General features: G+C 38.3%; 19 protein-coding genes and 2 other annotated features. Of the genes, 2 read left to right on the forward strand and 17 right to left on the reverse strand.

Going from position 1 to position 19,603, the window contains the following annotated elements; translation table 11 throughout:
* Positions 1 to 54: 54 nt before the first annotated feature.
* The 15 genes from pheT to V6C17_RS13035 all read right to left on the reverse strand — a co-directional run bounded on the left by pheT (position 55) and on the right by V6C17_RS13035 (position 14,669).
* Positions 55 to 2,484, reverse strand: coding sequence for a phenylalanine--tRNA ligase subunit beta (gene pheT, locus V6C17_RS12970; RefSeq protein WP_333522998.1), 2,430 nt, complete (start codon positions 2,482 to 2,484; stop codon positions 55 to 57).
* 27 nt (positions 2,485 to 2,511) lie between these two features.
* Positions 2,512 to 3,534: a phenylalanine--tRNA ligase subunit alpha gene (gene pheS / locus V6C17_RS12975; RefSeq protein ID WP_333522999.1), complete on the reverse strand. Its 1,023-nt coding sequence runs from the start codon at positions 3,532 to 3,534 to the stop codon at positions 2,512 to 2,514.
* Between the two features lie 258 nt (positions 3,535 to 3,792).
* A complete protein-coding gene (locus V6C17_RS15990; RefSeq protein ID WP_442891497.1) occupies positions 3,793 to 3,882 on the reverse strand; it encodes a YqzL family protein in 90 nt (29 codons plus the stop codon).
* Positions 3,883 to 3,972: 90 nt separating this feature from the next.
* The gene (locus V6C17_RS12980; RefSeq protein ID WP_333523000.1) at positions 3,973 to 4,773 is read right to left on the reverse strand and encodes a TrmH family RNA methyltransferase; all 801 of its coding nucleotides are present in this window, start codon (positions 4,771 to 4,773) and stop codon (positions 3,973 to 3,975) included.
* A complete protein-coding gene (locus V6C17_RS12985) occupies positions 4,770 to 5,426 on the reverse strand; it encodes a potassium channel family protein (RefSeq protein ID WP_333523001.1) in 657 nt (218 codons plus the stop codon). The genes V6C17_RS12980 and V6C17_RS12985 overlap by 4 nt, the downstream gene beginning before the upstream one ends.
* Before the next feature lie 11 nt (positions 5,427 to 5,437).
* Positions 5,438 to 6,808 (reverse strand): TrkH family potassium uptake protein, encoded by a 1,371-nt coding sequence (locus tag V6C17_RS12990; protein WP_442891498.1) that lies wholly within the window; start codon positions 6,806 to 6,808, stop codon positions 5,438 to 5,440.
* Between the two features lie 129 nt (positions 6,809 to 6,937).
* Entirely contained in the window at positions 6,938 to 7,792 is an 855-nt protein-coding gene (locus tag V6C17_RS12995) for a class II fructose-bisphosphate aldolase (RefSeq protein ID WP_333523002.1), read from the reverse strand.
* A 183-nt stretch (positions 7,793 to 7,975) separates the two neighbouring features.
* A complete protein-coding gene (rplT, locus tag V6C17_RS13000) occupies positions 7,976 to 8,329 on the reverse strand; it encodes a 50S ribosomal protein L20 (protein ID WP_333523003.1) in 354 nt (117 codons plus the stop codon).
* 32 nt (positions 8,330 to 8,361) lie between these two features.
* On the reverse strand, positions 8,362 to 8,559 hold the full coding sequence (gene rpmI, locus V6C17_RS13005) for a 50S ribosomal protein L35 (RefSeq protein ID WP_333523004.1): 198 nt from the start codon (positions 8,557 to 8,559) through the stop codon (positions 8,362 to 8,364).
* Positions 8,560 to 8,572: 13 nt separating this feature from the next.
* Positions 8,573 to 9,097: a translation initiation factor IF-3 gene (infC, locus tag V6C17_RS13010; RefSeq protein WP_333523022.1), complete on the reverse strand. Its 525-nt coding sequence runs from the start codon at positions 9,095 to 9,097 to the stop codon at positions 8,573 to 8,575.
* 22 nt (positions 9,098 to 9,119) lie between these two features.
* Positions 9,120 to 9,243 (reverse strand) — a sequence feature (ribosomal protein L20 leader region).
* Between the two features lie 51 nt (positions 9,244 to 9,294).
* Positions 9,295 to 11,205, reverse strand: coding sequence for a threonine--tRNA ligase (gene thrS / locus V6C17_RS13015; protein ID WP_333523005.1), 1,911 nt, complete (start codon positions 11,203 to 11,205; stop codon positions 9,295 to 9,297).
* Positions 11,206 to 11,248: 43 nt separating this feature from the next.
* Positions 11,249 to 11,468 (reverse strand) — a binding site (T-box leader).
* A 44-nt stretch (positions 11,469 to 11,512) separates the two neighbouring features.
* Positions 11,513 to 12,406, reverse strand: a complete 894-nt coding sequence (gene ytxC / locus V6C17_RS13020; protein ID WP_333523006.1) for a putative sporulation protein YtxC — start codon at positions 12,404 to 12,406, stop codon at positions 11,513 to 11,515.
* Positions 12,407 to 12,568: 162 nt separating this feature from the next.
* The gene (locus tag V6C17_RS13025; protein WP_333523007.1) at positions 12,569 to 12,892 is read right to left on the reverse strand and encodes a GRAM domain-containing protein; all 324 of its coding nucleotides are present in this window, start codon (positions 12,890 to 12,892) and stop codon (positions 12,569 to 12,571) included.
* A gap of 102 nt (positions 12,893 to 12,994) precedes the next feature.
* Positions 12,995 to 13,303, reverse strand: a complete 309-nt coding sequence (locus V6C17_RS13030) for a hypothetical protein (protein ID WP_333523008.1) — start codon at positions 13,301 to 13,303, stop codon at positions 12,995 to 12,997.
* Positions 13,304 to 13,373: 70 nt separating this feature from the next.
* Positions 13,374 to 14,669 (reverse strand): polysaccharide deacetylase family protein, encoded by a 1,296-nt coding sequence (locus tag V6C17_RS13035; protein ID WP_333523009.1) that lies wholly within the window; start codon positions 14,667 to 14,669, stop codon positions 13,374 to 13,376.
* A 195-nt stretch (positions 14,670 to 14,864) separates the two neighbouring features.
* On the opposite strand from V6C17_RS13035, the gene V6C17_RS13040 reads away from it, so the two are divergent.
* Positions 14,865 to 16,007, forward strand: coding sequence for a glycosyltransferase family 2 protein (locus V6C17_RS13040; protein WP_333523010.1), 1,143 nt, complete (start codon positions 14,865 to 14,867; stop codon positions 16,005 to 16,007).
* A gap of 12 nt (positions 16,008 to 16,019) precedes the next feature.
* A complete protein-coding gene (locus tag V6C17_RS13045) occupies positions 16,020 to 17,144 on the forward strand; it encodes a hypothetical protein (RefSeq protein WP_333523011.1) in 1,125 nt (374 codons plus the stop codon).
* Between the two features lie 71 nt (positions 17,145 to 17,215).
* Here the strand turns inward: V6C17_RS13045 and eutJ are convergent, their stop codons facing one another.
* Positions 17,216 to 18,031 (reverse strand): ethanolamine utilization protein EutJ, encoded by an 816-nt coding sequence (gene eutJ, locus V6C17_RS13050; protein ID WP_333523012.1) that lies wholly within the window; start codon positions 18,029 to 18,031, stop codon positions 17,216 to 17,218.
* 474 nt (positions 18,032 to 18,505) lie between these two features.
* A complete protein-coding gene (cobT, locus tag V6C17_RS13055; protein ID WP_333523013.1) occupies positions 18,506 to 19,597 on the reverse strand; it encodes a nicotinate-nucleotide--dimethylbenzimidazole phosphoribosyltransferase in 1,092 nt (363 codons plus the stop codon).
* Positions 19,598 to 19,603 lie beyond the last annotated feature (6 nt).

Consider the following 19,603-nt stretch of genomic DNA (forward strand, 5'->3'; position numbering starts at 1 on the left):
TAAAAAACGATCAAGGTAAAGCCCCCTGTGCAACATAAACGGACATTTTTTTGATTAACTACGTAGTTTAGCCGCTAAAGTACTTTCTAGGTGTACAACAGTGTTCTTGTAGTGTCCATCAACCTCATTATCAGTTAATGTCTTATCTTGTGACTGGAAGGTTAACGAAAAGGCTAAACTTTTCGAACCAGCTGGAACTTGTTCACCAGTATAGACATCAAACAAGCGCACTTCAGTTAACAAAGGACCAGCGCTTTCCTTTATAGCAATATTTACCTGGCTGGAAGTTATATCCTCAGGTAAGACAATAGCTAAATCACGTGTAATTGCCGGATATTTAGGTAAGTATTGGTAATTAGTAATTAATGCTGCATACTTAACTAAAGTCTCAACATTTAACTCAAAAACGTAGACTTTTCTACTAAGATCAAATGCTTCTAAAACCTCTGGATGTACTTCCCCAACATAACCTAGTAATTCACCATTGACATTAAATGAGGCAGTTTTTCCTGGATGAAGCGAATGATGCTGACTTGGATTAACATCGTAATTGGAAATACCAAGTGCAAGTAATAATGTTTCTACTACACCTTTGGCATCATAAAAATCAATATTTTCTTTCGCCTGATTCCACGCAATTTCATTGCGCTTACCAGTTAATGCACCGCATAACATGAGTGGCTCACTAGGCAATGTTTCTATCGGCAGTTTTTCTGGTAAATAGACTGAACCCAATTCATAAATTTTTATATCTTCGTTTTTCCGTGATAGATTACGAGCAACAACCTCTAAAATACCACCTAACAGAGTTGTGCGGAGAATTGGGAAATCATCAGTTATTGGATTCATAACAGGAACAGATGTTCTTTCAATACCTTGTTCTGGCGTATTTAATTTCTCAATAGTTTGTGGATGTGTAAAACTAAATGATATTACCTCATCCAGCCCCGAACTTGTTAATATATTTTTTATTCGGTCTACAATAGTCTGAACATAGCTTTGTCCGCCGCTCATCATGTTTCCTGCGGGAGTAGTAGATGGGATGTTGTTAAAGCCGTAAATACGCGCAATTTCTTCAGCTATATCAGCAGGGCCAGTTACATCGCCACGCCACGTTGGCACGGTTACGACGATTTTAGCACCAGTTGTATCTACTTCAAATTCAAGCCTTTTTAATATATCTACCATCGTGCTTACCGGAACATTAGTTCCTAAATGTGTGTTAATTTCTTCCGGAGTAAAACTTACTTGATTCGGTAAAGAGAAGCCAGGATATACATCAACAATGTCAGGACAAACCTTACACGCACCCATCTCTTCAAGTAATTTTGCTGCTCTATCAAGAGCCCGAGTAATATTAGCTGTATCAACGCCTCGTTCAAAACGACCTGAAGCCTCTGAGCGCAATCCTAAAGCTCTAGCCGTACGCCTAATGCTAACATTATTAAATGACGCTGCTTCCAACATGACATTTTGTGTATTATCTGTAACTTCAGTAGCCAATCCTCCCATAACACCTGCTACGCCAACTGCTTGTACAGCGTCAGCAATTACAAGCATATCTGGTGATAATTCGCGCTTTACTCCATCTAATGTTGTAATACGTTCGCCAGGTTGTGCTTTACGTACAACAATGCTGTGACGGGACAACAAATTATAGTCATAGGCATGCATCGGCTGGCCTAACTCTAGCATAACAAAGTTTGTTACATCGACAACATTATTTATTGCTCGCATACCAGCAGCTTGTATGCGATGTTTCAGCCACGCAGGAGACGGGCCAACTTTAATATTCTTTAATATTCTTCCTGCAAAGCGAGAACAAAGCGAAGGATCTGCTATTTTGATCTGAATCATACCTGCCGCTTTTTCATCGCAATTTTCTTTTAGGTTTAGCATTGGTTTTTTTAGTGGATTTCCTGTTAATACAGATACTTCACGAGCTAAACCCAAGACACTAAAACAATCAGCTCTATTGGCAGTGAGCTCAAATTCAAGAACAACATCATCCAGACCTAATACTTCTTTTATGTCTACCCCAATAGGAGTCTCTTTAGCTAAAATCAAAATGCCTTCTTTTTCTTCGGCCGATAGCATTTTAGAATCAAGATTTAATTCAGCAGCAGAACATAACATGCCGCTCGACATAACTCCGCGCAACTTACTTTGCTCAATCTTCATACCGTTAGGCAGCTTAGCTCCGACTAACGCAACAGGAACAATTTGTCCCACTTCAACGTTTGTAGCCCCAGTTACTATAGTCAGTGTTTCATTGCCAATATCCAGTTTACAAACGGACAGTCTATCAGCATTAGGATGACATTCAATCTCTGTAATTTTACCTGTAACAACCTTTTCAATGCCATTACCTAAATATTCTATTCCCTCAACAGGGACACCAGCCATTGTTAGCATTTCTGCAAGCTTTTCAGGTGTTTCTTTGAAGTCCACATAATCTTTGAGCCATTTTATTGATGCACGCATATTCTTCCCCCTTCGTGGTAATTATTCTTAAAATTGCCGTAAAAAGCGTAAATCATTATCATAAAACAATCGCAAGTCATCAATGCCATAAATTAGCATTGCAATCCGTTCTACACCCATTCCAAAAGCAAATCCGCTCACTTGGCTCGGGTCATAATTACTCATTTCCAGAACACGAGGATGTACCATACCTGAACCTAGTATTTCAAGCCAGCCAGTACCTTTACATACCCGGCAGCCTTTGCCGCTGCACATTACACATGATATATCTACCTCAGCACTTGGCTCAGTAAATGGAAAAAAGCTTGGACGGAAACGAACGCCGACATTGTCACCAAACATTTGATGTATAAACAATTCTAATGTGCCCTTAAGATCAGCGAAGCTTATTCCTTTGCCAATTACGAGCCCCTCTACTTGATGGAACATCGGAGAATGCGTAGCATCATAATCCCTCCGATAAACTTTGCCGGGCGCAATTATTCTAATAGGCTGATTAGGCTTTGCATTTTGCATTGTGCGTACTTGCACTGGTGAAGTGTGGGTACGTAGAAGAATTTCATCGGTAATATAAAACGAATCTTGCATGTCACGGGCTGGATGGTCCTTTGGCAAATTGAGAGCTTCAAAATTATAGTAATCTTTCTCTACTTCAGGCCCTTCCGCTATTTCAAAGCCTAACTGCATAAATATCGACTTAATTCGGTCAAGTGTTATAGTAAGTGGATGTTTATGTCCTAAATTCTCTTTTCTTCCTGGCAATGTAACATCAATTTTTTCTGAAGCCAAACGTAGCGAAAGTTCAGCTTGTTTCAGTTCATTGTTTTTCAAGTCTATTAGCTGTTCTAACTCTGTTCTAATTTCGTTTACAACTTGTCCTACTCTTGGTCTTTCTTCCGGAGTTAAGGAACCTAATCCTCTCAGAACGCTAGTTAGACTACCTTTTTTTCCCAGGTATTTGACTCTTAATTCATTAAGCTTGTCAACAGTTGCAACATGTAATAATTCCTCTGCAGCATGCTGCCTAAGCTCTTTTAATTGCTGTTCCATACATACCTCCAATGTTAAAATTAGATATAAAAAAACTTTCGCCCCTGTAGGGGCGAAAGTTTACTTCCGCGGTACCACCCTGATTGATACTCAGCTTCCTTAACGCGGAATAACGTCCAGCCTACACAAAATAACTCTTCAGCAGGAAACTCTGGAGTGAACTTCTGCTAGGCGTTTTTAGAATCGCTCTCAATCTACGGCGATATCCTCCCTGTGAAAACAGCTTCTAACGTACTCTCTCCGTCATCGCAATTGGCATTATTGTAACATTAACTTCTTATACAATAAATATGCAGCAATAGAACCAGTGGCCTCAAATACTCTCCAAATGAATTCGGCGGTCACCATATGACCACATCCTCCCAGCTTATTCTTGGAATTAAAAGGGTCATTGCTAGCGTCATTATAACATATCAAAATGTAAAATACAAGAAAGTGCTAACACCGCTGCCTAACAGCCTCATATAGAATAACTGCGGCTGAAGCGGCTACATTCAACGATTCAGCTGCTCCAAAAATTGGTATAAAAACCTTATTATTGGATGCATCTAATAGCCTATCACTTACTCCTCGGCCTTCGTTGCCGAAAACTATCGCAACTGGTTTACTAAAATCAGCTTCAAAGTAAACACTGGAAGAACTTAATGATGTCGCTGTTAAATTAATAGAGTTATCAGACACAAAACTGATTAAATCATCCTGGTTAACTCCTGAAACAACTGGTAGATGAAACAGTGAGCCCATAGTTGCTCGTACAGCCTTACTAGCATAAACATCAGTGCATCCTTTAGTTAATACTACACTTGTAGCTCCCGCTGCATCGGCAGTACGAATCACTGTTCCTAAATTTCCAGGGTCCTGTAATGAATCTAAAACTACAATCAGCGGGTTGTCCGAAGCAAGCATATGATTTAATGTATAGCTTCTTTTTTTTATTATAATCATAATCCCTTGAGGTTGCTCCGTATCAGAAATCTTATCAAAGACACTTTCTGATACTTTAATCATTTTGCAAGCCTTATCTTCAAGCGAATTAATAATCCCTTTAACTCTGTCATTATTTAACGAATGCTCTGTATATAAGCATGTCTCAATGATCCAATCTGAAGACACCGCTTCTTCAATTAGCCTGACTCCTTCAGCTGTAAATAACCCCATCTCATCTCGTTTTTTTTTCTGCTTTAAAGATACAACTAATTTAACCGTTGTATTTTGGAGACTTGTTACAAGTTCACTCACTCAAGTTCCTCCAATCGCTGTACACCTTCATTTGTACCCACTACAACGAGAATATCCTTATCGAGGAAATTCTCAGTCGGTAACGGAGGAACAATTAAATCTTCGCCTCTTTTGATTGCAACAACATTTATCCCATATTTCGCACGAATATTAGATCCAACCAAACTTTTCCCTACTAAGATTTTGGGCGCATTAATCTCCGCTATACTAAATTTCGGAGATAGCTCTATATAATCTAAAACATTCGTTGATATTAGGTTATGTGCGACACGCTGGGCCATATCGCGCTCTGGATAAACAACCCTATCAGCACCAATTTTTTGCAGCATTTTGCCATGAAGTGGATTGCGCGCCTTCGCAACAATATACTTTACACCAATTTCTTTTAGCTGAAGCGTAGTTAAAACATTAGACTGAATATCTTCTCCTATTGCAACAACAACTACGTCAAAATTACGAATACCTAATGCCAAAAGAGCATCCTCATCCGTGGTATCAGCTTGTACCACGTGAGTTACCTCATCGCTAACTTCCTGAACCCTCTGCCCATCTTTATCAATAGCTAAAACATCATAGCCCATTTTATGTAAGGCACTAGCCATGCTGGTACCAAAGCGACCTAACCCGATAATAGCAAATTGCTTTTTCTTCATTTTCGCACTCCCTAACCTATAGTAATTTTACCTACTGGGTATTGAATAGCTTGTTTCTTATTTTTTAAAGCCAAAGCTAAGGCTAGCGTAACCGGTCCGACTCGTCCAGCAAACATTGTTAAAATAATCCACAGTTTACCTACTTCAGTAAGCGAAGGTGTAATTCCTGTCGATAATCCTACAGTACCAAACGCTGAAACCACTTCAAAAAGAATACTCATAAATGGGAAGTTTTCACTAATACTCAACATCATAGCGATAAATATCACCAAGGCTGCAGCTATAAATACTACAGAAAAAGATTTATAAATTATTTCTTGTGAAATCCGGCGTTGAAATAGTTCAGCATCGTTTTTGCCTCTGATAAGAGACCAAATAGCTGAAGTAAGTACTGCAAAAGTAGTCGTTTTTACTCCACCGCCCGTAGATGCTGGTGATGCCCCGATAAACATTAAAATAATAACAAAAAACAAAGTCGCAACTCGTAGATCAGGAATATTTACTGTATTATACCCTGCCGTACGAGTAGATACTGACTGGAAAAAACTTGCCAGAATTTTACCCTTTAAGCTCAAATCACCCATTGTTGCAGAGTTGTTATACTCTAGCACAAATATAACAATAGTCCCAAAAACAATTAGAAACATAGACGTAACTAATACTACTTTAGTATGAAGGGAGAAAGCGTTAAATTTTCTGTTTTCCCAAATATCAGCTACTACTGCAAATCCAATACCGCCGAGGATTATCAATATACCTACCGTAACATTAATCGTAATGTCATCAACGTAGCCAGTTAAACTCCGGTACTCCCCAAATAAATCAAAACCAGCATTACAGAACGCAGATACTGCATGCCAATATCCAAAGTATATGCCTTTTAGTCCATAGTCTAGATACCATTTGAAGGCTAAAATAGTGCCTCCGATAAATTCAATAACTAAAGAAGCTTGGATTACATACTTAGTTAATCTTACAATCCCGGCAACGGTCAATTGATTTAGGGCTTCCTGCATCACTAAACGTTCTCGCAATTGAATTTTTTTCCGCATTAGTAATGCCATTAGAGTTGCCATAGTCATGATGCCCAATCCACCAACTTGAATCAGAAGAATTATAACTAATTGGCCAAATTGTGAAAAATATGTTCCTGTATCCACTACAACCAAACCTGTAACGCAAACTGCAGATGTTGCAGTAAATAAAGCATCGATAAAATCAAGCGTTTCCCCTGTAGCAGATGCAGCTGGAGTCATCAGTAATAAAGACCCAACTAGTATAATTCCGGCAAATCCCAAAGCTAGAATTTGGTAGGGCGTCAGACGCCAACTACTAAGATCCATCATATTAGACAAATTCGATTCTGTTTTCAATATATACACTCCAACAATATATTTAACATGACTATTATAATGGTACAAATATCCTTAGTCTACTATTAACCTTTATTTTGCCAAATAATTCAATAAAAAAACACCCGTCTAAGACAGATGTTTTTTTATTGAATTATATTATATTGCTACAGCTTTGGAGATACAGCCAAAATTCAGCATGTAATTACGTACTGAGTCTTTAACGCCCCGCTTAACAACTGACATTAGGTGAATGTAGTTTGAGGTTGGGGTTTTGGTTAATTCTGATCTTAGCCTTTCAGCCGCTGCTAGTGACATATCTGTAGCAATATTTACTTTCGATATTCCTGAGCTTATGGAATTGCGATAATCTTCATTAGCTAGTTTGGAGCCGCCATGCATGACAAGAGGTATATCTATTGTGTTGTTTAGCTCACTCAACCGAGAAAAATTCAGTCTTGGGCTTCCTCTATAAGATCCATGATTATTCCCTATTGCTACAGCTAGAGCATCAACCTTTGTTTTATCTACAAACTCAGATGCCATATCCGGACTCACCATATTTGCATCTGTTATTGTATCAATTTGGCCGCAACTACCAATATAGCCCAATTCTCCTTCGACTGTTATACCGAGAGAATGGGCTATTCGACAAATTTCTTTAGTCTTATTCAAATTTTCACCAAAAGACAAACTCGACCCATCAAACATAACTGAGGTAAATCCCCAGTTAATAGCTTTCATTATTCCATCATAGGTATATCCATGGTCCAGATGTAACGCGATAGGAACTGTAGATTTTTGAGCACTACGTACCATCGCCGCACTCAATGTATCTACATCTACAAACCGAAATAAACGTTCAGGAATTCCAATAACTAGGGGAGTTTTAAGCTCTTCTGCCACCTCTACAACAGCGCCAAGCGTCTCGAGATTAAATACGTTAAAGCCTCCAACCGCGTATTTCCTTTTCCGTGCATCCTGAAGTATTTCTCGCATATTTACCAAGGCCAAGGGAAACTCCTCCTTTGGGTTCAATTTGGTCTATAGTTTGATCCGTTTGATATATATTATTCTAAAACTTCCAAAAAAAACCTGCAAAATAGTGACTTAATTTTCACAATAGTGAAAATTTTATGAACCAAAGCAACAAAAAAGGATTTCGGCAATTTTACCGAAATCCATTTTTTCATAATATTAGAGTTGTTCTTTTGCAGTAGCAACAAGTTGGCCAAATGCTGCACTATCGCTAATAGCTAAATCAGCAAGCATTTTACGGTTTACTTCTACGCCAGCTTTCTTTAAGCCGTTGATTAATTGGCTATAAGAAATACCATTGATGCGGGCTGCCGCATTAATACGAGCAATCCATAATTTGCGGAATTCGCCTTTTTTAGCACGACGGTCACGACGAGCATAGTAAAGAGCTTTCATTACTACTTCATTAGCTTTTTTGAACTGCTTGCTTCTTGCACCTCTGTAACCTTTAGCTAACTTTAAAATCTTTTTATGACGTCTATGTGCAGTCACGCCTTTTTTAACTCTTGGCATGTTCGTTACCTCCTATTTAATAAGTATTGTTCTTAGGCGTAAGGAAGCATTCTAGCTACGCGCTCGTGATCGGACTTGCTCACAAGGCTAGCCTTACGCAGATTACGTTTACGGGATGGTGATTTTTTCTCAAGAATATGACTTTTAAATGCTTTTGAACGTTTAAATTCGCCTGTACCGGTTGCTTTAAAACGTTTAGCGGCGGCTTTACGAGTTTTCATTTTAGGCATGGTTGTTCCTCCTTTAGTTATGCGGCTTCGGTGATAGAATCATTATCATATTTTTACCTTCAAGCTTAGGTTCACGCTCAATTGTTACCAAATCTTTAAGTTCAGCTGCCATTTTAACTAGAACTTGTCTACCTAGTTCTGGATGGGAAAGTTCCCGTCCGCGGAACATAATAGTTACTTTAACTTTATCGCCATCTTCGATAAACCTAAGAGCATTCTTTAGCTTGACGTTAAAATCGTGATCTTCAATATTTGGACGAAGTTTTACTTCCTTTACAGTAACAACTTTTTGCTTTTTCTTCGCCTCTTTATCGCGCTTTTGCTGTTCGAATTTAAATTTTCCATAGTCCATAATACGGCAAACGGGTGGCTTAGCCATAGGAGCTACTTCAACTAAATCCAGTTGCTGCTCTGCAGCTAACCGTAGTGCATCCCTTGATAACATGATCCCCAACTGCTCACCGGTTGAACTTGTTACACGAACCTCTCTTGCGCGAATTTCCTCATTGATCTTTAAAGTTTCTTTACTAATTGAGATTCACCTCCTGAAATTTTCGAGATAAAAATAATAAAAGCGGGTGGACATAAGCCACCCGCACCAATAGTAAAATAAAACTATGGCAATATCAACCTTACCAACTTCAGCGCTGCAAGGTGAGAAGCGGATGGCTTCTACTTAATCATTAATGTTACCTTGTAATATTAGCATCCTATTCCAATAAAGTCAAGCACCGTTTAGGATTTTTCCGCAATTTTTACCAAAATATCCGAAATAAATTGATCTACTGCCTGAGCGCCAATATCACCTTCACCGCGTTTTCGTACTGCGACGCTATAGGTCTCAGCTTCCTTATCACCTACAACTAAAATATACGGTGTTTTTTCTAGCTGACCCTCACGTATTTTATAGCCGATTTTCTCATTACGATCATCAACTGTAACTCGAATATCTTTATCACGCATAACAGCTGCCAGCTTATTGGCATATTCTACATGTCGATCGGTGATTGGCAATATTTTAACCTGGACAGGTGCCAACCATACTGGGAACGCTCCTGCATAATGTTCGATTAAGATTCCAATAAAGCGCTCAAGACTTCCATAAACAACCCGATGAATCATTACCGGACGATGTTTCTGTCCATCCTCCCCAATATAATTCAAGTCAAATTTTTCTGGTAGCATCATATCCAACTGAATTGTACCGCATTGCCAAGTACGACCTATAGAATCTTTCAGATGAAAGTCAATTTTAGGGCCATAGAAAGCACCATCGCCTTCATTAACCTTATAATTCATTCCACGTTCCTCGAGTGATTCACGAAGAGCGTTTGTTGCAGTTTCCCAAACTTCATCAGATCCCATGGCTTTTTCCGGTTTAGTGCTCAATTCAGCATGATAACTTAACCCAAAAGTACGATACACAGTATCAAACAAATCGATTACACCATTAATTTCAGACTTAATTTGCGATGGGAGCATAAAGATATGGGCATCATCCTGAGTAAAGCTACGTACTCTCATTAGTCCATGTAACGCACCAGAAAGCTCGTGGCGATGTACTAAGCCCATTTCGGCAGTGCGCAGAGGCAAATCACGATAACTGTGGTGCTGAGTTTTATATATTAGAATACCACCTGGACAGTTCATCGGCTTTACTGCATAACCTTCTTCATCGATGTTGGTGAAATACATGTTTTCACGGTAATGATCCCAGTGACCAGACATCTGCCATAATTTTTGATTTAGAATAATAGGTGTTTTAATTTCCTGATAGCCATACTTAACATGAAGTTTGCGCCAGAAGTTTTCCAGTTCGTTGCGAATTATCATTCCTTTGGGATGAAAAAACGGAAACCCGGGACCTTCTTCTTGAATACTGAATAGATCTAATTCACGACCCAACTTGCGGTGATCACGCTTAGCCGCCTCTTCTAACATTAACAAATATGCGTCAAGTTCAGCTTTTTTCTCAAACGCAGTTCCATATATACGCTGAAGCATTTTGCGTTTTTCATCACCACGCCAATAAGCACCTGCAATACTTTGGAGTTTGACAGCTTTTACGCGGCCCGTTGACGGAGCATGGGGACCAGCGCATAAATCGCTGAATTCGCCTTGCTTATATAACGAAATTGTAACATCTTCAGGCAAGTCCTTAATCAACTCTATTTTATAAGTCTCACCTTGTTCTTCAAACATTCTTAATGCTTGTTCTCGCGATAACTCAACACGTTCGATAGGAAGATTTTCTTGTACAATCTTCTCCATTTCAGTCTGAATCTTTGCTAAATCCTCTGGGCTAAATGGCTGAGGAGTATCGAAATCGTAATAAAAACCATTTGTTATAGATGGTCCGATAGCTAGTTTCACATCACTATACAAACGCTTAACGGCTTGAGCAAGAATGTGCGAAGCACTATGACGCAAAACTTCTTTTCCTTCGCCATCTTCGAAAGTTATGAATTCTACACTGCCATCGCGCTCCAATTTATAATTCAAATCCACCGGCCTGCCATCAAACTTTGCAGCTAAAGCACTTTTAGCTAAACTGCGACTTAATGACTGTGCAAATTCGGCCAAAGTAATACCATGATCAACTTCACGGATTGCCCCATCTTTAAGTGTAATTTTTAGTTTTTCCACTTATATAACCTCCTGACAATAAATAAAAAAACTCTCATTCCCAAATAGGGACGAGAGTTCTACCCGCGGTTCCACCCTGATTGACTTTAATAAAGTCCATCTTAATTTTTATAACGGGAACTACCCCGGCTAGGCTTACTATATTTCAGCCGCGCAGTTTAGAGGTGGTAATAATAGCTTACGCGTAAAATGCTTGCAGCCTGTGGCATTTTCTCTCTGTAACGCTTTAAAATCTATTATCGTGTCCTCTGCATTACTTTTTAAATAATTAATTTTTTATTAATTATATATTTATCCATTCGAACTGTCAAGATTCAACACTCTTTAAACAGAACTCACATCCGTTGCAAGTTATTACACGCCCCTCAAAAACATTGTTAATAGTTTCCACTACATTAGAGATACCATTAAAATTGTCATTGTGTAATATTATACTATATGGAGCTATCGTTATTAATGCTGTAATTAGTAGATCTTCATAGTTTATGTCAGAAAAACTGCTTATTGTGCAGTTTTCAAGATATTGGCTGCTTATTGCTTTACCTTGGTTATCTAATACTTTATAAGTACCACTATTATCAATTACTACGTGTACTTCTTCAGTTCGAGTCTCTTGAACATCTACAAAATATCTAAGTACGCCGATAAATTCTTTATACTCCATCTCCATCATGAAATCATCCACTGCTTTATCAACTAAATCTACAAGCTTTTCACGATAATCTTTCAGCCTAAAGTTTATAAAGCCTTCAACTACGAGCTCGTGGTGGTTATCAAGATACTCAAGAATCTTGGATGCTACATTATCACGACGTGCATTATAGCTGAAAGCAGGGTCGATTATATCTGTACATTTAAGCAGTTTTATAGCATTGCAATAAATTTCATCTCGCTCCAACTGGCTAAAATAATAATAATTTTGCTCAATAATCCTTTTAATTATTTTCTTTTCTTCATGCATTACTATCAATTCGGCTAAAATATTAGCAACCTGGTTTTTAAGTAAGTTTTTTATACGTTCATAGTTCCGAAAAGATAGTTCGCCTTCTATAACGTTGCAGCCAATGAATCTATAATCCCCTTTAATAATTTCATCTAGTGCAATTCGGAAGCCTTCTTTATTTAATGATATACAATCATTTTGCAACCTTGTCCGCACATCGTCTGTTGTATCATTTAAACCAACAGAAAGTAGTTTCACGAGCCTCACTCCCTTCTAGGTCTATTATATGTTTTACATCTTGATTGCATACAAAACAATTACTGCAAGAAAAACAAGCCATATGCGTTAGCAAAACTAATCGCATATGGCTTGTTTTTCAAAACGTATCTAATGTAATTGTTGACAACAGATGCTAGCATTCTATAGTTTGTTGATTTCTTCTAAAATCTTAGAGTACCACTTATCTCTCTTACTAATAATAAACTTCAAATTGCGCTCTTTTATAGTCTCAACCAGTAAACAATTAGGGATAACAAAGAACGTCTTATCCTTTTTTATCTCCTTGATATGTACCAATGGTATCTCCTCAATATATTTGTTATTAATATCAAGAAGATACCCTACAAAAACAATTCTTTCATTTGTTAAATATAAAGCCCCATTAAAAGCATCGCCATCACAATATAAATTAGCAAAATCTTTGTTTAAGATTTGTTCACTTTCTGCTAAAGGAAAACTATACACATTAATCGCTCCTAGTCCCTTTTTAGCATACTATTCTCTCAATTTAGTCAAGAATCCTAGTTATGATGAAGAAAAGATAATAGCTCTAACTATAATATTATCTTACGAAGGCGGTAATTCGGGGGAGTATTCATAAATTTGTCCGATTTTCATTCCAGGAGTCCATCCTTCCATTTCCGTTTTCACCGCAACTTCGCTGTTTAACGCATTAACCAAAACACCAACAATTTCGGCCATATCTTCGATCGAAAACTTAGTACGACCAACGGCATATGCATGTTCATCACTGTTTTCATTTTTTATTCTGTAAACTAGCAGCGCTGCATCAATCTTATCACCTTCGCGGCATCTTATACTGTCAAAATGATGGTTCAATTCTTCAAAATCAACATTTCTTAAGTAAATAGACATAATTAACCTCCTTCTATCCTGTCGTTTGTAGGATGTCCGTTAAGACATATACAATACCTGCCTAAACGAGTCATATACGTAAATCACTCAAATTTGTTAATAAGTATCCTTTGCTCTTTAAATCAGGAATTATTGTATCTAGAGCCTCTGCAGTATTTTTGCCATGTATGTGAAACAGGATAATCGATCCTTTTAATGCATTCTTCTCTACATTGGTGATTATCTCGGCAGCAGATACACCACTCCAATCCATAGTATCTACATCCCATAAAACCACTGCCTCGTACCCAATATTTTCCAAAACCTTACTAACACGATCATTATAATCCCCATATGGCGGTCTGAAATATTTGACAGGTGGTTTTCCTGTAGCTTCAATAATAGCCTGCTCGGTTTTTTTTATTTCAATTTCAATTTCCCGATTGTCCAAACGCGTGAAAACAGCATGTGAATAACTATGGTTAGCGATTTCATGACCGTCTGCGGCAATCGCTCTTACCAACTCAGGGCTTTGTAAAGCCCATTCACCAGAAACAAAAAAAGTCCCTGTTATGAAATTCTTCTTTAAGACACTTAACAGTTTTGTCACTTGATAATAGCTGCCACTATCGTCGAAAGTAAGAGATATCGCAGGCTTATGCGGATTGTCAACTCGACTAATCACTTCGAAATAGCGTTGATTTTTAACAACTTCCTCTTTCGGGGGTTTTACAGAAGATATCATTTCACTAACCGTTAAAAATCTATACCCATTTGCCTTTGCTTGTTGTATTACCATCGGTAAGGCATCTAATGATGACTGTTTATACAAGTTTATATTAATAATTCCTCCATTGCTCAGTGAGGAAACTACCTTATCTGCAATATATTGCGCATTAGTTACAGGCCAGTCACCAGTACTAATGCCACGAACCAAAATGTAACGGCGGTCTTCCTCCTCCATTACGCGGATAAGCTTATTATTATAATAGCCAAAAGGAGGTCGCACTAGCCTTGCGGAACTGCCTATCGCGTTGCTAAGTGCAGCATCTGCTTGCTCAATATCCTTAATGATATCTTCATAACTAAGCGCTTCCCAACTCTGCCTTTTTGTACCACTAACACCAAATTCTATTCCCATTGCCTGTGCACGTTTTATTATTTCAATATTATCAGTAATAAAACTGCTTGCACTAAAGACAGTAAGGTGTATATCTTCTTTTTTGCATATATCTAATATTTGCTCTAGCTTCTGAGTTGTAACAACTTCCTCGACTGTTAAAGCGATTATTTTTGCATTGGTATCGACTTTATCAAGCACCAAAACCGCAGCGCTAACAGGAGCAGTCAAAAAGGCCCACAGCAGTAATACAACAAAAACTCTCACAAATTCTCCCCCAATCTAGCTTCATATCTAAAATCTATAGCCAGCTTGGCCAAATTAGTACACTATTTACTAAATTAATTTTCATACGATTACTAGGTGAAATTTGGGGAATTATATATAAGCAAGAAATTGAGAGAAATGTTGTATTTCCTAAGTGCCGCTATATTTCCTAATTATTGAAAGGGATGACTATTCATGGACCTCAGTATCATAATTCCATCATTTAACGAGAGAAATAATGTTAGACTATTAGTAAATAAAATACGCAAAACTCTAAATCAGATTGATTGCCAATACGAGATCTTCTTTGTTGACGACAGCCGCGATGATACCCCCGCTATACTCGAAGATCTAGCAAATAAATTTAGCGAGGTTAGATATATCCATCGTGAAAATGAAAGAGGATTAGCCTCCGCCGTTGTAAAGGGTTTTGAGAACTCATCCGGTAGAAAAATTATTATAATGGATGCTGACTTACAACACCCGCCCGAGCTATTACCTTTGCTTTTCAGTCGCCTGGATAATGCGGATATCGTAATTCCTAGCCGTTTCGTTCCTGGAGGGTCTGATGGAGGTCTAAACACATTCCGTAAAATTATCTCGTGGACCGCACGAGTTTTAGGCCAAGCTGCTTTGAAAAAGTTGCGGCGAATTTCGGACTGCACTAGCGGATTCTTTGCAATTAACCGGTCTGTTATAGCAAATGCTAAATTAGATCCTATTGGCTGGAAAATCCTAATGGAAGTGTTAGCTAAAGGAAACTATCAAGCAGTACACGAAATTCCCTATTCATTTGTTGCTAGAGATGCAGGGGAATCGAAGATGAGCATTAAAGAGCAGTGGAATTATTTAAAGCATATAGCAAAATTGATCGCTGGCAGTCCAGAAGACCGTAGATTTTATTTATACGGTTTTATTGGATTCCTAGGTGTATTCGTAAATATGATCAGTTTAAAATTCTTGCTCAGCATATTTTATGTCGATGGTTTAATTGCTTCTATTTTGGCTTCATGTATTGCAATGGTACATAATTTTGCGCTTAATGATGCGGTTACATGGAAGCGAAATGACAAGACCACTCTATGGGCAAATATGGTTAAATTCCCGCAGTTTGCCTTAGTCTGCAGTGTAGGTATATTAATAACAGCTTTGATCACACAGCTATTCATCTTCCTAAACTTAAGCATATATCTAGGACAACTTACAGGAATAGTTATTGCCTTCTATTGGGGATTCTTAGCTAATAATAAATGGACTTGGTCGCCACAATCCCGAAACTTAGATTACCAAGACAATAATCTTATTGTCACACAAGAAAGTCCCAGCAAGTTTTCATAGTAGGTGCATTTAATGATTAAGTTCCCGGATCGAGCCGTATGGTTTTCATTTGCTATTCATACAATCCTTGTAAGTATATCTTATCTACTGTCCGTTAAATTGCCAGTAAACAACGTGCAGCTTCCCTTTATTAATGACGAACTGACCACGCTCACTCCTATCATGGATGCGCTTATTAGATGGGATGCCCACTGGTATACATTTATCGCCCAAAATGGCTACGATATGCGATCAATAGTTTTTTTTCCTTTGCTAATATACATGGTCAAAATCCCTACCTATCTTGGTTTCAGCTATGCCGCTTCAGGTTTAATTGTATGCAATTTATTTGCATTTTTAAGTTTTTGGATAATGCATACTACTCTAAAGCTTGACTTTAATGAACGAGAAGTAAACTTCGCCCTCATTTCATACGCTGTAATACCAACCTCATTTTTTCTAAACAGTATTTACACTGAGCCAATATTTCTCTTTTTTTCACTGCTCTGTGTATATTTTTCAAGAACAGAACAGTGGTGGTTTGCTGGGATATCTGGAGCGTTAGCGACACTAACTAGGAATATTGGAGTATGTTTGTTTTTACTTCTCATTTACGAATTTTATAGAAAAAATCCATATAACAGAAACTCGTTTTTTAAGATATTACCTCTATCTTTTCCGCCAATTGCCCTTATTTGTTTTTCTGCTTATAATTTTGTCTTAGTTGGAGATCCTCTTGCTTTTGTCCATTCTCAACAGGAGTGGGGCCGGCGCTTTGGGGTACCTTGGGAGAATTTTGTGCGAAATCTTCCTCATACATTTTCACCTGATCTTTACATCCAGCCTGGTGCCACTTTGGATACATTTATGGTAACTCTTTGTTTTATCGCTCTGTGCTATTTGACGATTTTTCAAAAGACAATATCCGTTCCCACATGTTATCTTATAATTGGCTGGCTATGGTTTTTAATACCACTGACTTCTACTGCACCTTGGCTCCCACTGTACAGTATGTCACGGTTTGCTCTAGTAATATTTCCTATATACATATTTATCGGCAAGCTTCCTAAAAGCCTATTTTATTTATTCATAACGATTAGTGCTGTAATCATGACTCTATGCACTGCGCTTTTTTTTAATTGGTTTTGGGTTGGATAGACGACGATATATAGCTAACCTAAAAACACTGCAGCTAATTTTAGCTGCAGTGTTTTTAGGTTCAAAATTCATCAGCCATACATTGCAATTCCTAGAGGTGTAACTAACAGCGGATGGGGTGGAACATTAACTTCCCTGCCAAATGCCTTGCCGAACTCGTCGCCAAAACCAGTTAAATATGCAGTCCCTCCTACAACATAAACTGGATATTCATCATATTCATCATGACCAGCTAACATATTCTTTACAATAGTAGCCATCTTCTCTATTACTGGTATGATAACCGGCATAATCCTTCTATGGTTTGCAGGTTCTTTTTTTAATTCTTCAGCTTGCTCAAATGTTATTTTGTAAGCTCCGGCAATAACAAGTGATACATGCGTACCACCTGTAGGTTCATCTGCAGTAAGTACCAATTCACCATTTTTAAGCACTGCAATCCCAGTAGTGCCACCGCCTATATCTACAACAATTCCATGCGATATATTCAAAGCTTTGGCAGCTGCCACCGGCTCGTCTATTTGACATACAGGTTCAAGACCCGCCCCCGCAATTACATGTCCACAGGCAAGAGCATTACGTCCTACAGTACCTGGCGGAATAGCAGTGGCACCCTTATCCAATTCAATACCCAATACCAGTTCAACTTCCTTTTTTAACTCTTCTACAATTGTCGTAGCACCGCTAAAATCTACGACTAGACCATCTTTGACAACTGAGGCCCATCTCATGCTTCCGGCTACCGGATTGCCATCAGCATCTGTCACAACTAATACAACATCAGCCGTTCCAAGGTCAACCCCAACCCTGTAGGGACCAGGCAATTTTTCTGCCACATTATTTTGAATTAGGTAATATAAGCGATTGATCTTTTCATATGCTTCCATTTTAATCCCCCCAGATACGATTCCGGCAAAAATTTTGAGTTTAAATAAATCTTCCCCTAACAAACTATATAATCCTGTTGTTCTAATCCTAATATAATAGCATCTTATTTTAAAATATTGCTCAAATAGGCTGTACCTATATTTATAAGAAATCATAATCCAGATAGACAAATTAAAAAGCTGCTCCCCCAAGGGCAGCAGCCTTCTCATAAGTAATAACAGAGCACTAACAGGTTATTGAACAATCATCTTCACAGAAGAAGCATAATAGGATGATAATTATAATAATTATCCAAACGCAATTATTATTTCGTCCACCAAAGCCGCCAAAGCCCATAATATCTTCCTCCTTAGTAAGTACTTTTCGGTAGGCTACTCTATACTATGCACTGCTAATTCATATTGACACTTGCAAATAAAAAACGACCAGCCGTATCTTTTCGATGCGGAGGTCGTATCATTCTTTAATATAAACTAATCTTTGACATCTTTACTTTGCCTAAGCGCTCCCGGGCCATCCTGAGCTACAGCTACTTCAGCTTCACCAAAAGTTTTCATGTCGTTTATCACGTGTAATGAGGCATTAATAAGAGACATTCCAAGAACAGCTCCAGTGCCTTCGCCTAGTCGCATATCCAATTTTAGATATGCAGGTACACCAATAACTTCTAAAACTTCGGCATGAGCAGGTTCTACTGAAAAATGCGAACCAACTAGGTAATCTTTTACTTGCGGCGCAATTTTAACCGCTATTAATGCTGCTGCGCTTGTTATTAAACCATCTAAAACAACTGCCGCACCGCTGGATGCCGCACCTAATATTACTCCAACCAAGCCAGCAATTTCAAATCCTCCAACTTTAGACAATACATCGATAGGATCATTCTTATCTGGTGAATTAACCTCAATTGCTCTTTTTAATACACTTACTTTTCTATCTAGTATTTCATCACTAATGCCGGTACCACGTCCAGTTAATTCTTCTAATGTCTTTTTACTATAACAAGCAACAATCGCCGTACTAGGGGTTGTATTAGCTATACCCATTTCACCTAGACCGATTACACGAGAGCCTTTAAAAGCCTCACCCTGGGCTATTTTTATACCTGTTTCAATTGCTTGCTGAGTCTGCTCGCGAGTCATCGCCGGCTCTTTTGCAATGTTCTTTGTGCCACAAGCTATTTTTTCTTGATGTATATTTGTAAGCTGTGATAAATCTGCCGCTACACCAATATCCACAAGAACAAGACGAGCACCAATATGTTCGGCGAAAACATTAATAGCAGCTCCGCCTTGGCAAAAATTCTGAACCATCTGGGCTGTTACTTCCTTAGGATAGGCACTAACTCCTTCATCGGCCACACCATGATCGCCGGCCATTAAAATTACGCTTTTTTCAAGCTTTTTTGGCCTTGGATTACCAGTAATGCCAGCCATTTGTCGAGCTATATGTTCAAACGAATGTAAACTTCCGAGCGGCTTAGTTAAATTATCAAGTCTTAATTGACACCTATCCATAGCAGCATTGTCTAATGGTTTAATTAAAGAAATTATATCTTCAAACATGCTCAT

The organism is Dendrosporobacter sp. 1207_IL3150 (assembly GCF_036763085.1).
Lineage (GTDB): Bacteria > Bacillota > Negativicutes > DSM-1736 > Dendrosporobacteraceae > JBAIYU01.